Genomic DNA, 14,216 nt, shown 5'->3' on the forward strand with positions numbered 1-14,216 from the left:
TACCGGATCCGAACGCGCAACGGCCAAGATATCGGAGGCCGACCAAGGTCCAGCTAAGGAACAAGTTTTGGGTTAAATTCGTTCCACGACATCGTCATTTCCCCCAAGGTTTTACCGCCTGATACAAAAAACGCCCCGGTCAATCGCGGCTCCATAACCACGGGCCTCGCTGGCTGGCGTCAGAAAAGTTCATTGCATCATTGGGCATCTGGGCCGATTGTAGACCATGACCAAATCCCGCTCGACTTCTTCCAACAAGGTATCGTCGCGCTCGCCCCCGACGGAACGGCCGATTGCAGCTGACGGCATCACTGATAGCAGTTCATCAAGTAGTGCTCACCTCGTCGTCGGCATCGGCGCATCGGCCGGCGGTCTCGACGCATTCAGGGCATTCTTCTCCGAGATGCCCGTCGACAGCGGCATGGCCTATGTCCTGGTCCAGCATCTGGATCCCGATTATAACAGCGCGTTGGCCGAAATCATAAGCGAATGCACCGAGATGCCGGTGGTGAAAGCCGTTGACGGAACTGTCGCTGCGCCAAACACGGTTGCAGTGATCCCGCAAAATGCAATTCTTAGGATCGAGGGCGGCGTGTTGCGCGTGGCTATGCCGGAGACCCCAACAGCACGGCGGTCGTCGATCGATACGTTCTTGGTGTCATTGGCGGAGGATCAGGGCGCGAACGCTGTCGGGATCATCCTCTCGGGATATGGCAGCGACGGAACGATCGGGATTGAGGCGGTCAAGGAAGCCGGCGGCCTTACCCTGAGCGAAGCCGCGTTCGATCATCGCGCCAAATTCGGGATGCCGCAAAGCGCGACAGTCGGCGGTTTTGTCGATTATGTCCTCCAGCCCCATGAAATGCCTGCGCGCCTCCTCGAATACCGCGACTTCAAATCCAGAGAGCCTGACTACGAGGATCCCCTCAATGTGGAACCTGATCTCGCCAAATCTCTGGTGACCATTACCGCTGTGCTCAACAGCCGTCTGGGCCGCGATTTCGGACAATATAAATCCAGCACGCTTTCGCGCCGCGTCCGTCGACGGATGCAAGTGCTCCATATCGATGACCCCCGCGACTATATCGAGCAGCTGCGCAAGCTGCCGAGTGAGCCAGAGCTGCTGTTTCGGGAAATCCTGATCGGCGTCACGCGGTTCTTTCGCGACCCAGCAATGTTTGAAACGCTGGCCAAAACCGTCGTGCCGGAGATTGTCGCCGCTGGGGGGCCTGACGAGCCAATACGAATATGGGTGGCCGGATGCGCACGAGGCGAGGAAGCATATTCGCTCGCCATCCTGTTCAAAGAAGCTTTGACCAAAGCGGAGTCACCGCGACGCATCACGATCTTCGCTACCGATATAGACGACCTTGCCATCACGGTCGCACGGACCGGTCTCTATAGTGCCGATATCGAAGCAGACCTTACGAGCGAACGTTTGACTCAACACTTCATAAAGGAAGGTCAGCGCTACCGCATTGCCAAACACATTCGTGATATGTGCGTCTTCTCCACTCACGATCTTGTCAAGGATCCGCCGTTCTCGAAGCTCGACATGGTGACGTGCCGTAATTTGCTTATATATTTTGAAGCGCCCTTACAAAAGCGCGTTATTTCAACCTTCCACTACGGCATAAAGGCAGGCGGTTTCTTGTGGCTCGGACCCTCGGAAACCATAGCCGCAAGTGGTCGCCTGTTTCTTACCTTCGACAAGCGCAGCCGCATCTTCAGACGACTGGATGTGGTGCCTGAAATCCCTCGAACGACGTCCGGCCGCCGAGCGGGCGCCGTCACCCCCGTCCAGCGAAACGTTGGTGCAGATAGTCTGGACGCCCAGGCCAACCGGATGGTTGCGCAATACGCGCCTGCCTACATAGTCTTTGACAGCCAGCATGAAATCCAACGCTTCTCCGGGCCGGTCGCAAAATTCATGGAACCGATGAGCGGCGGTGCCAGTCTGAATGTTTTTCGGATGCTTCACGCGCAACTGCGTCCGCCAGTCCGTAACCTGATCCGCAAAGCGCTAGAAGGTCAAGGACCCGTTCAAGAGACTGTTACATTCCGGGTCTCAGACCAGAGCCACACGATAAATCTCATCGCCCAGCCCCTGACGGAGACGGCGGCTGATCAAATTTCAATATTGCTGGTCTTCCAGGAGCTCTTCACGGATGCCACAGTAAGCTTTCTCAAAAGCCCCGATGATGACACTCCTTCTGTCGACCTCGCACACGGCGAACTGATCGCGACGCGCGAGAAATTGCAGACGATAACCGAGGAACTGGAGACGGCGAACGAGGAGCTTCAAAGCTCCAATGAGGAATTCCAATCGGTAAACGAGGAACTACATTCTACTGTCGAAGAGCTTGAGACATCAAAGGAGGAATTACAGTCGATCAACGAAGAGCTCCAGACTGTTAATGCCGAGCTTAACAACCGGGCAGATAGTCTTGTCAGATCGAACAGCGATCTAGCCAACCTGTTCGATAGTACCTCGATTGCGACGTTGTTTCTCGATAACGGATCCCATATCCGCCGGTTTACCCCCGCGATCACCGAAATATTCGACATTCGTGAAGGCGACGAAGGCCGCCTCATCAGCAATTTCTCATCTCGCCTTGCAGGTTCAGCACTGACCCGTGACATCGCAACGGTGTTGCGCGATCTGGGCTCGCTTGAACGTGAAACAGATTCCGAAGACGGCGAGGCTACCTATCTGGTTCGGGTCAAGCCCTACCGCGACCTCAACAATGTCATCGACGGGGTCGTCATCACGCTCATCGATATCTCTGAACGAAAGAAGCTGGAGCGTGACCATGCCCACCTGGCGGCTATCGTCACGTCGTCGGAAGACGCGATAATCAGCCACGATCTGGAGGGCATGATTACCAGCTGGAATGCCGGGGCAGAGAAGATCTACGGATACACGGCAATCGAAATGATTGGTCAGCCGATGGCGACCTTGCTGGACGAAGCCCAATTTGACGAATGGCCTGGCAATCTGGCCCGCCTGCGTCGAGGCGAGCCGGTTACGGATATCGACATTAGCAGGGTAACGAAAGGCGACCGGGTAATTTATGTCTCCCTAACCATTTCCCCGATGAGAGACGCGAAGGGTTCCATTATTGGAGCTTCCGCAGTCGCCCGTGACATCGCGCAGCGCAAACTGTCTGAAGAGCGCACGCTAATGCTGATGGCCGAGCTTGATCACAGGGTGAAGAACATAATCGCTGTTGTTGCTTCGGTGGTCAATCAGTCGCTCAAAGGGGCTGGCACGGCCGATGCAGCGCGAGCAGAGATCGAGGGGCGCATTCAAGCGATCTCGCGAGCGCATAATCTACTTAAGGAAAATGGGGGCCTGGGAGGTTCTCTGCGTGATCTCGTAGAGACCGAGCTCAGTCCTTATGAGCAGAAGAGCAACGTGAGCAAGTCAGGCGATGACGTCGTGCTCTCATCGCGAGCGAACCTGAACATTGGCCTGGCCATCCACGAATTGGCGACCAACTCGGCCAAATACGGCGCCCTTTCAACGGACGCGGGCCATCTTGATGTGACTTGGCAGGTTAAGGGGATAAGCGGCGAGCAGACACTTGAGATCTCGTGGCTGGAAACCGCCGGGCCGCCGGTTGTTGAACCTCTCCGGCGGGGTTTCGGAACCAAGCTCATCGAGCAGAGTCTGATGCGTGGCCTGAAGGCCAAAGTGATCCGTGAATTTCCCGAGGACGGAGTTCGATGCCATATTTCGATCCCGTTTACCCAAAACATCGGTCGTATTCGCTCGGAAGCCGGGCCGGATAGGGCTTCATAATGAACGGCCGCGCGGCGACTTCCTTCGCCGAGACCAGTCAAATGGCGCAAACGAGGTACGATTATGGCCGACGATTTCCCCATTGTCTGCGTGGGTGGCTCCGCTGGCGGGCTTGACGCATATACGCGACTGCTCAAGCATTTGCCCGCTGATTTAGGCGTCGCAATTGTCATCGTGAATCACTTGCGAACGGTATCGACGAGGCTGCACGAGATACTCCCTCGCTTTACGCAAATGCCCGTGGAGTTGATCGAAGATCGGCTGGATGTTCGCCCCAATTGCGTGTTCATCATCCCGGAGAAACGCGATCTTCACGTGGTGGATGGGGAGTTTCGCCTTAGGCCGATATCAAAGCCCTGGGGGTGGCCTGACGTGATTACCGTCTTCCTGCGCTCCCTGACCGAGAACTGGTCCGGCCAACTGATCGCAGTCATTGTGTCCGGTTATGATGGAGACGGCGCGGCAGCACTGTGCGGCATCAAGGATGTCGGCGGGATTACCATAGCCCAGAAGCTCGACACGGCTGTTCAGCCCGACATGCCACAGAGTGCAATAGAGAGCGGTTGCGTCGATTTCATTCTTTCGCCAGAGGAAATTGCGCAGGAAATCCGGCGTATCGCATCACGAGAACATTCCACATCCTAGTAATATCTGTCGGCGCAGAATGCCGGCAGTCTATTCCGCACGGTCCATTATCCAGTGGCGGCACTATCAACGGCCCGATGCGTTCACTCCTGTACAGTCTCTTTGTATTGGATAGGAAGCCTCATGACCACGGAATCCTACTGAACTAGCGTTGGATTTGCCGCTGACTTGCATCTTGACGCTGGCTACAACGAGGCGGCCAATCTCCGCCAGGGTCGGGAACGAACGCAAATCGAGCCCGTTTAAGCTGTAACGCTGTTGCCCGAGCAATTTTCGCGCAACATCAGGTTTACCACGTACCAAGACCCAGCGGACATAATCGGACGGCTGGTCGCACTCCCACGATTGGCTGCCCCTGCTCGCTGCGACAGGGGCCAGCCTCACCCGCGGCGAGGTGCGTCATCATGCCCAAATACACTCTGCTCTTTGCGATCCTTGCCAGCGTCAGCCATGTCGCAACGGCGCAGGTCGATGCCGGAAGCCAAATCCGCCAGTTGCCCCCGCCGCCTGAACGTTCAGAGATTGTACCTGAATTGCCCACTGCGGCCCGCGCGTCCGAGGTGGACGCAAGTGCAGCAGGTCCTTCGGTGCAGGTCAACGTGCTGCGCATCTCGGGCCAGACGCTCTATTCCGAAGCCGAGCTGATCGAGGCGAGCGGTTTCGTGCCGGGCACTTTGCTCAACCTGATCCAGTTGCAAACGCTCGCAGCAGAAATCACCGCATTCTACAATTCCCGGGGCTATTTCCTGTCACAAGCCTACCTGCCCGCGCAGGACGTTTCCTCGGGAAGCGTAACGATTGCCGTGGTCGAGGCGCGTTATGGCGAGGTTTCGATCGACAATGCCAGCCGACTTGATACCGGCGTGGCACAGCGGATCATTTCCGGTCTTGGCGACGGCGACCTCGTTTCCGCCGCCCCGCTTGAGCGGCGCCTGCTGCTGTTGTCCGACATTCCGGGCGTCATCGTTCGCTCGACACTGTCTCCGGGCGGCGCGGCGGGCACTTCGGACCTGGCAGTGGACATCCAGCCCGGCCGCAGCGTGACCGGCAGCCTTGAAGCGGACAACGGTGGTAATCGCTACACCGGCGCCTACCGCTTTGGCGGCAGCGTCAACCTGGAAAATCCGACCGGCATGGGAGACCGGCTGAGCTTGCGGGCACTCACATCGACGGGAGATCTGGCTTATGGCCGGATCGCCTATCAGGTTCCCGCAGGTGCCGCGACAGTCGGTGCGGCCTTCGCACACCTTACCTATGGCCTCGGCCGCGAATTCAGTAATCTCGATGCCGATGGCAGGGCCAATGTCGCCAGCCTGTTCGGCTCCTATCCGCTGGTCCGTTCGCGCCACGCCAACCTCTCTGCGCTCGCCAATCTCGACGCGAGCTGGTTCACAGACCGGATCGGCGTGCTCGACAGCACATCGAAAAAGCGCACCCAGACCGGGACGCTGGGCCTTTCCGGCGAAGCGCAGGACCGGTTTGGTGGCGGCGGCTGGACCACAGGTTCGGTCGGCTTCACTTACGGGAACCTCGATCTGCTGAGCCCGGCTGACCTTGCCACGGATTTGCTGACCGCGCAGTCCGATGGCCAGTTCAGCCTCGTGCGCATGGCACTAGCGCGCGAGCAGGTCATCGCCGGACCGTTGACCCTCTATGCGGCCGTCCGCGGACAGCTGGCATTCGATAACCTTGGCAGTTCGGAAAAGATGGGCCTTGGCGGCGCTTATGGTGTCCGCGCCTATCCCGAAGGCGAAGCTTACGGCGATGAAGGCTATATCGCCACTGCAGAAGTCCGGTTGTCGCTTGGCCAATTGACCGGGTCGTTTCCCGGCACTTTCCAGCTCATCGGGTTTGTCGATCATGGCCGCATCACCTTTGCCCACGATCCGTGGCTGGCTGGTTCCAACCATGCCAGCCGCAGCGGTTACGGTGCCGGGATCAACTGGTTCGGACCAGACAATCTCTCGCTCCGCGCCAGTTACGCCACCCGCCTCGGCAACCAGCCGGTCACTTCTCAGCCCGACCACGCAGGCCGTTTCTGGCTGCAGGCTGTGAAACTGTTCTGAGCGGTAAGCCCCGCAATTCGGCGTCCATTCGGATCACAAAGGGATTATCGTCATGATGACCAACCAAATCGCCAAGTTCACGCAACTTCGCACCGCCCTCTATACGGGCACTGCACTGGCGATTATCGGCGCTTCGCTCGTATTGGCTGACCGGGTCGAGGCCCAGAGCCTGCCGACAGGTGGCAACGTATCGGCCGGGGCCGCCACAATCGATCGGGCCGGAACCAACGTCACCGTGACCCAGACCACGCAGGCGGCAGCGATCAACTGGGACAGCTTCAGCATCGCGGCAGGAAACTCGGTCAATTTCGTCCAGCCCGATACCACCTCGGTCACGCTCAACCGGGTGCTCGGGACCGACCCATCGGTCATTTTCGGCAACCTGATAGCCAACGGACAGGTCTTCGTGATCAACCCGAACGGCGTTCTGTTCGGCGCCACGTCGCAAGTGAACGTGGGCGGTCTGGTCGCCTCGACGCTGAGCCTCAGCGATGCTGATTTCATGGCGGGTAACTATGCCTTTTCCGGCACCAGCCAGGCTGCGCTCGTCAACGAAGGGACGCTGACTGCCCGCAGCGGCGGATATGTCGCCCTGCTCGGTGCCAATGTCGATAATCGGGGCCTCGTCTCCGCGCGGCTGGGATCGGTCGTGCTGGCAGCAGGCGAGCAGATCACGCTCGATATGGCCGGCGACGGATTGCTCAACGTGGCAGTGACTACCGGAGCAGCGCAGGCATTGGTCAGCAATGGCGGGATGATCCAGGCCGACGGTGGGCACGTCGTGCTTACCGCCCAGGCGGCGGGCCAGTTGCTCCACACCGTGGTCAACAACAGTGGCATCATCGAAGCGCGCACGATCGGTGAACACAATGGTACAATCCTGCTGCTTGCCGATATGCAGGGCGGGACAGTCGAACTTACAGGCACGTTGGACGCGAGCGCACCCGGCGGCGGCGATGGCGGCTTTATCGAAACGTCCGCTGCCCATGTGAACATCCGCGACAGTTCCATTGTCACCACCGAGGCGCCTTCGGGCAATACCGGCGAGTGGCTGATCGACCCGTTCGATTTCATCGTTGGCAGCGGCGGAAATATCAGCGGGGCGACCCTGTCGGCGCTGCTGGTGACCAACAGTGTCACCATAAGCACCATGCCGATGTCCGAAGCGACCGTGGCCGGCACTCCGCCGACCACGAGCATGGGCACCACGATCACCGGCGAAGGCGATATCACGATCAACGAGGCAATTGCCTGGACCGCTTCGTCAAGCCCGACAACCCTGCGGCTCGAAGCTTTTCGCGACGTCAATATCAACGCCGCCATTACCGCCACCAATGGCAATTTCGTGGCCTGTTGCGGGCGCGACATCAACGTTGACGCACCCATCACGACCACCAACGGCAGCATCCTGCTGAACGCCGGGCGCGACGTGAACGTGTACCACGTATTGACCACGACCGATGGCAACATCGGGCTTTGCGCAGGCCATGATGTCCATATCGAAGACAAGATCACACTCACCCGCGGTTCGACGATCCCGGCACAAAGCCTTGGTCTGGCGCCGGGGCTGCTGATCATCGTGGGTGCCGCCGACGGCCGCCCGGGGATCGAAAATGGAGCGCTCAGGTTCGATCCGGCCGCGCCGCCCATCACCGTCACCGCAACCAACGTGATGATCCATTATAACCCGGTCGACTATTCGACCGATATGGATTTCGCCGACAACTTCGACCCGACGGAAGGGGCCGAGATAGATCAGCGCATGTTGCTGTTCCCGGACGCCGACAAGATATTCGACGGCACCACCGATGCCGGACTCGACGGCTTCCTGACCACGTCCACCTCCGGCACGCCGACGGGCGTGACTTTGGTCGCAGGTCCATCCAGCGAGGCAACTTATGCGAGTGCCGCAGTTGGCGAAAACATCGCCGTGACCTTCACCGGCTATACGCTGGAAGGGGCGAATGCGGACCAGTATGCGCTGGCAGTGAATTGCTGCGACGATGTTGGCATGACCAGCGGTACGATCACCGCTGCCACGCCGACCCCAACGCCGACACCTACGCCGACACCTACTCCCACGCCTACGCCTACACCGACGCCTACTCCCACGCCTACGCCTACGCCTACGCCGACGCCAACTCCGACGCCAACTCCGACGCCAACTCCGACCCCGACGCCGACGCCGACGCCTACACCGACGCCTACACCGACGCCTACGCCTACGCCTACGCCGATTGTGCTTGTGCCGATTGATGGCGGGATTATCGTGGGTGAGACGATATCCGAGATCCCCTTGGTGCCGATCCAATTTGCCAATCTGACTGTCGAAGAGGGAGGTGTTACGGTGCCAGTGAACCAGTACCAGCCAGTGCCGCAGCCAGTGCCGCAGCCGGTGGTCGTGCCTGTAGCGCCGCAACCTGCACCTGTGCCAGTCGCGCCAGTGCAGGCCGCGCCAGCGCCCATCATCTATGCGCCACGACAGGATCGCAATTGATCCGCCGCGGAGCCTTTTGGCCGGGCCTGCTTGTCGCAGCGGGCAGTCTTGCAAGCATCGCGGGTCCTGCCCGGGCGCAGTCGGCCACTTCGATCGAAGTGGTATCCGCCGCTTACGCCAACGGAATGAGCCCCCACATCGTAGCTAGCTGGATAAGCGAAACTGGCGATGCCGGTGGCCGCCCGTTTATCATTGTCGACAAGCTGTCGGCCCGGGTGCTTGCCTTCGATGGCGAGGGCAAGCTCGTGGGGGAAACCAACGCCTTGCTCGGGATGGCGGTGGGCGATGTTTCGCCCCCGGGGATCGGTGAAATGCGCCTGGCCGACATCGGCCCGGCAATGCGGATCACCCCTGCTGGCCGGTTCGAGGCGCATCTTGGGCGCAATCTGGCTGGTTCACTGATCCTGTGGGTGGATTATGATGAGGCGTTGTCGCTGCATCCTGTGGTGACTTCGAATGCCAGTGAACAACGGCAGCACCGCCTGTCCACACCGACCCCGCTCGACAACCGCATATCGTTCGGCTGCATCAACGTACCGGCGGCATTTTTCACCGAGGTGGTCGTGTCGCTGTTCGAAAGCGCCAATGGCCTGGTTTACATCCTGCCCGATGATCCCTCCGGCGGCCTTCCCCTATCGCAATAGTGCCAAGGCGGCGGGCCGGGCATAAGCTGTGGTCCGCGTAGTCGACATCCGAAGGAAATTCGGACCCGGCGACATCCACCACGACGGTTCAGCCCGCCGGGTAATCTGCGTAAAAATCGTTCGGCCAGCGAAAGTTGGTGAATGTCAGCGAGACGCTGAAATCTGCCGCCACAACCTGGTGCCACCATCCCAACGGAATGAACAAGGCTTGCCCGGGTGCAAGTTCGACGCGGTGGATCGCGATGTCAGCCAGTTCTGGAAACTGATCCAGATCGGCATTCTCAAGATCCTCGAACTGGCTGAAGACGTGGGTATCGTTTCGCAGTTTTGCGGTTTCGCCTGGCGGCACGAGTAGCACGTGCTTGGTGCCGGTTATCTGCACCAGCAGCTTGTTGGTCAGATCGTGATGAAGCGGCGTGAAGGTGCCTGCTGCACCAATCCAGATCATTCCTTTTGCATCGGGCGACTGAGGATCGAGAAGGTGTTCGATCGTGCCGATGTCACTGCCAAGAGGCGCGAATGCTGCCCGGTTGGTGGCGCTGTTGTAGGCCGTGATATAGGCATCATTTCCGTCCGCCGCCCCTTCGACCAGGTCGATGAAGTCATCGAATGGCATGGCATTGCGGTGATGATCCTTGTTGCGCTCATACCGTTCTGCACCCGAGCGGTTGCTCTGGAATTCGATTGCCGACGAACCAACTTTCTCCTTCAGATAGGACGGTGTCCACAGGCTGAGCGCAGGCCAGTTTTCGACTTCTCCAGTCAGTACGACCGGAAGATTCAGCGCATAGTGCGTGGCGAGGAAGTCGTCCGCCGACATGGTATGGTGCTGCACGACCGCAGGATTGCGAGGCGCGAGCCCGCGCAGCCTAAGGAGCGAGCGCTGAAGCCACTCCCGCTTCCCCTGCGCCAGATCAGGAGGGGCAACCTGAGGTATGGTGGGAAGCAATTCCTCGCCTTGCAGTCCGGTCGAACCGGCCTGTTGCAGCACTTTGACGGCGCCTTGAAACGCGGGCGACCTCAGCTTTGCCTGATGGTCCGGCACATGGGGGCATCCCGATGCATCGAGGCCGCGGTAATAGAACTTCTGCCATTTTTCTGATGGCGAGGCAGGCGGGTCGGCTTCCATCCGCTTCTGGAATGCGTCCCGGCTCCTGCTCCATTCTGCAAATTGTTCCTCCAGCTGCGGTGCTTCGCCCAGCGGAACCACGCGCGGTTCGAATTGCTCGATGACACCGCGCTGCACGGGGAAGAAAAACGCGAACGGTTCGTTTTCCTCGAACTGGATGCGGTGCCCGGGCCGAGTGAAGCGCCAGTTCATGGTGAAGGTGAAAGGCGACCAGTCAGTCTCGATCACACCAACCAGCGGCGCGATGCCGTCCTTCATGGCGTTGGGCGAACCACCGACGAGGATGTTCCAACCGGGCGGTGTGCGCAAGATTCCGGCAATGTGGAAAGTGAGGATCCCGCTGCCGAACAGCGCTTCGGGATGGTCCGACTGCCTTGCTCCGGGGTCAACGGCTATTTCCACGTCGCCAGGTGCAGGCCCGCCGTTCCATTCCGCGCTGAAACCGCACGGCGACAGCATCTCCCACCCATGGCTGTTGGCAATTGATAGCGGCAGGCAGCGATAGGCGAAGGATTCGGGCGTCTGGTCCATCCATTCGCGCCGGGACGATGCCGGACGGATCCTCGGCTCCCAACCATCGTGGGTATAGCAAATAAGCTCCATCACAGACAATGATCCGTGTGGCCGCATTTAGTCAAGCGAGCGCGGAGGAAGCTGGGCTACGGCTATCCCATCTGCGCACATCACCGCCATTGGCGGGCGCAACCCGGAGGGCTGTTCAATTCGCCTAACCTGCGAAGATTTCGGGAATGATGTGCGATCAAAGGCAGGGAAAATTTTTGCGCAGTGCGGGGGAGGGGACGCTTCAGAACCCGGAGGGAGAAGACGCAATTTCATGCAAGTCACTCCCCACGGCGATTGTAAGGCAAATCTGGGCGTCGGTGCGGGAACCTTGCGTCGCGCGATCAACCTGGAGTTTGTATGCCGGGGGGGCTGATCTTGCAGCCGCAACGTGGTTCGGCCCATCCAGCGCCGCATTTCCGCTCCGGTCAGCCACCGGGCGTCGTCGAATGGCACCGAATTGGTCATGGCATAGAACCGTGTGGCTTCACCCATGGTCATGCCCATTTCGCGGTAATAGACTAGGTACTTGGCATGTTCGGGCGCATTGGAAGCATAGTCCCATGCGCCCCTTCCGCGATCGTCAAGCCAGGCGTGGACGGCAAACTCCGCGTCGTCGGCAATCGATCGGGTTGTGCCGGCCAGGAACAGGTCAACTGCGCCAGAGCGCACCGAACCGCCTGCGGGCACCTCGGCCGTACCGGACCGAGCCCATTCCCAAGCCGTTGATATGGCGCATGTCAGTCCTACCCATCGCGCGCCACTGGAAGCGCCACAATGTCGGCTTCCCTGCGCAGCTGATCAAGATAGTCCGCCCACCACTGCGCCATCGCAACCCGTTCCTTCCAGTGCGCGCCGCGATGGTATGAGGCGCATACCTTATCGCTGTCCTAGCGCGCGAGCGCGCGTTCGATCGCATCGGGAGACCATTTGTTGGATTCGTTCAGTAGCGTGCTTGCCATTGCCCTGAAGCCATGCGCGGTCATCTCATCGCAACCATAGCCCAATCGTCTCAACGCGCCATTGACAGTGTTTAGGGCGAAAAGACCTTTCTCGTCGGTCAGCTTGTAGGGCTTTTCTCGCGGCTTCGCGTTTCGGAGAGCTGTCACTGAAATTGCCATTTGGGGGCCACGCCGTTTCTGCTTCGCTGAATGGCCCCCGCCATGCCCCCCAATTTTCCCCGATTGCGGGCGTACATTGGCGAGCAACAGTGGATGAGATATTGCGTAAAATACCAGAAATATTGGGTTTTTGCAACCATTCGCAGGCTTTGACCAATGGGCTGATGGTGCGCTTACAGGACTCGAACCTGTGACCCCCGCATTACGAAGTCCTGGGATAGATCGAATTTTAGGTATGTATTACAGTATATTGCGTCAAATTTGGCGTGGGCAAGGCGGTTTACCCAAACGGTTTCCAAACGCGCTGAACTTCCGGATCTGGGAGTTGCCTGCTGAAAGTGCTTTCACTTGGGAACGTGGTGATGGCGTGCCCCATACCAGACCCGTTGAAAATTAGGCAAAAACCCCGATCGGCCATGGCCTTCAGGCGAAAGGGTTGCCTCACGCCACTGTTCTTAACCTCTGGCAGCCATCATTTCTGCCACTTCGATCATATCTTGCCATTCGCGGCTGCCGACTCGGAAGGTCCAATCCTGCGGCTTCTGGTACCAAGAAATGTTGCCCCGGAGCCCGTGACGGTACGACTTAGCGTTAAGCCCATAGCGAAGCGCAATCGCTTCTGCTGTGTCGATCTCTGCTCCGATTGGCCGTCTCAGCGCCAGCGACCGGTCGCTGGGTGGCATTGGTGCTTGCTGGCCAAATCCGTTGCTGCGGAGAACATCACTTGGGCTAGCAAACCCTCCAGCCGCACCTTGCAGCTTGGCGAAGATCACCCGCCGGGCATCTGCAATCATGCGATGCTGCGGCGTTTGCTCGCACTTGGTCAGATTCAGTGGCGGAGCAAATTGGTTAACCAGCTCTGTTTCCCGGGCATCGGGGTCCTCGCAAAGCTCTACGGAAAGTTCTAGATTTGCGTGCATCCAAGAGCTGAGTCGCTGCTCAGAAGGGGCGTCCAACCCCCATGTGTCCGGCGAATTTGGTTTCGGTATCAAAATGGGGATGAGTCTGAGCTGGTCCATCAACAGGGCCGAGAGACTTTTGCGCGGAGAGTGGTTTCGGGTCCTACCGGCGAAATGGCACCTTCCGAGCAATCCCTTTCGATTGGCGGCAAGGCCAATGTAAGCAAGACCGAACGGGCCCGGCACCACGCCGGGCAAATCAGCGCCCTCTCGAAGAAACAAGGCGTAAACGCCCTTATCTGTGCTCAGAGTGATGCTGGACCTAGGTCCCCTGTGCCAGGTTTCCAGTGCTGTCGGCATAGATGGTCGCTCCCAAAATCCCCTTACGCCCTGATGGCAGATATATTCGTAAGTCATGCAACCGCCGATAAGGCGCTGGCCCGCCTGCTCGTGGATTTGCTGAAGGAGGGCATCGGAGTGCCTGGCAGCGCGATATTCTGTAGCAGCCTCAAAGGACATGGAGTCCCATTTACTGCCGACTTTAACCATTACATGAAGGATCAGATCCAGCAGCCCAAGTTGGTCTTCCTGCTGATGACGCCGGCCTATTTGGAAAGTTCCTTTTGTCTGATGGAGTTGGGAGCAGCGTGGGCTAAATCGCTCAAGGCTTTGGCGATCGTCGTGCCACCAGTAGGGTTCGACGTGGTCACCAAAACGTTGGGCTTGAAAGCAGGCTGATGGAGTACCGATGGAAGCTGATGACCTTAGCTTCTGGGAGTATCATCTCGATTTGTGACGACAGGTGTCGTTCCCCAGATCAGAGGGTAAAGCTGTGGGAAGGAAAGTACA

8 protein-coding genes, 1 tRNA gene and 1 pseudogene are annotated in these 14,216 nt (G+C 58.9%); 6 read left to right on the forward strand and 4 right to left on the reverse strand.

Annotated features, from left to right (window positions below):
- Positions 1–226 precede the first annotated feature (226 nt).
- The 5 genes from M3P36_RS07240 (at position 227) to M3P36_RS07260 (ending at position 9,657) form a co-directional block, all read left to right on the forward strand.
- Positions 227–3,805: a CheR family methyltransferase gene (locus M3P36_RS07240; RefSeq protein WP_249702584.1), complete on the forward strand. Its 3,579-nt coding sequence runs from the start codon at positions 227–229 to the stop codon at positions 3,803–3,805.
- A 63-nt stretch (positions 3,806–3,868) separates the two neighbouring features.
- Positions 3,869–4,450, forward strand: coding sequence for a chemotaxis protein CheB (locus M3P36_RS07245; RefSeq protein ID WP_249702585.1), 582 nt, complete (start codon positions 3,869–3,871; stop codon positions 4,448–4,450).
- A 404-nt stretch (positions 4,451–4,854) separates the two neighbouring features.
- Positions 4,855–6,516: a ShlB/FhaC/HecB family hemolysin secretion/activation protein gene (locus M3P36_RS07250; RefSeq protein ID WP_249702586.1), complete on the forward strand. Its 1,662-nt coding sequence runs from the start codon at positions 4,855–4,857 to the stop codon at positions 6,514–6,516.
- Between the two features lie 52 nt (positions 6,517–6,568).
- Positions 6,569–9,013 (forward strand): two-partner secretion domain-containing protein, encoded by a 2,445-nt coding sequence (locus M3P36_RS07255; RefSeq protein WP_249702587.1) that lies wholly within the window; start codon positions 6,569–6,571, stop codon positions 9,011–9,013.
- Positions 9,010–9,657 (forward strand): L,D-transpeptidase, encoded by a 648-nt coding sequence (locus tag M3P36_RS07260; RefSeq protein WP_249702588.1) that lies wholly within the window; start codon positions 9,010–9,012, stop codon positions 9,655–9,657. The genes M3P36_RS07255 and M3P36_RS07260 overlap by 4 nt, the downstream gene beginning before the upstream one ends.
- Before the next feature lie 88 nt (positions 9,658–9,745).
- Here M3P36_RS07260 and M3P36_RS07265 read toward each other — a convergent pair whose 3' ends face one another.
- The 4 genes and pseudogenes from M3P36_RS07265 to M3P36_RS07285 all read right to left on the reverse strand — a co-directional run bounded on the left by M3P36_RS07265 (position 9,746) and on the right by M3P36_RS07285 (position 13,616).
- Positions 9,746–11,416 (reverse strand): DUF6065 family protein, encoded by a 1,671-nt coding sequence (locus tag M3P36_RS07265; RefSeq protein WP_349630554.1) that lies wholly within the window; start codon positions 11,414–11,416, stop codon positions 9,746–9,748.
- Between the two features lie 677 nt (positions 11,417–12,093).
- Positions 12,094–12,381: pseudogene (locus tag M3P36_RS07275) on the reverse strand (tyrosine-type recombinase/integrase); the annotation flags it as partial.
- 252 nt (positions 12,382–12,633) lie between these two features.
- Positions 12,634–12,771 (reverse strand) — tRNA-OTHER (locus M3P36_RS07280).
- Between the two features lie 152 nt (positions 12,772–12,923).
- Complete coding sequence (locus M3P36_RS07285; RefSeq protein WP_349630555.1) at positions 12,924–13,616, reverse strand: GIY-YIG nuclease family protein; 693 nt, start codon at positions 13,614–13,616, stop codon at positions 12,924–12,926.
- Between M3P36_RS07285 and M3P36_RS07290 the strand changes: the two genes are divergently transcribed.
- A complete protein-coding gene (locus tag M3P36_RS07290; RefSeq protein ID WP_249702590.1) occupies positions 13,542–14,105 on the forward strand; it encodes a toll/interleukin-1 receptor domain-containing protein in 564 nt (187 codons plus the stop codon). The two genes, M3P36_RS07285 and M3P36_RS07290, sit on opposite strands and share 75 nt — an antisense overlap.
- The last annotated feature ends 111 nt before the right edge of the window (positions 14,106–14,216 follow it).

The sequence above is a fragment of the Altererythrobacter sp. KTW20L genome (assembly GCF_023501975.1).
Lineage (GTDB): Bacteria > Pseudomonadota > Alphaproteobacteria > Sphingomonadales > Sphingomonadaceae > Alteraurantiacibacter.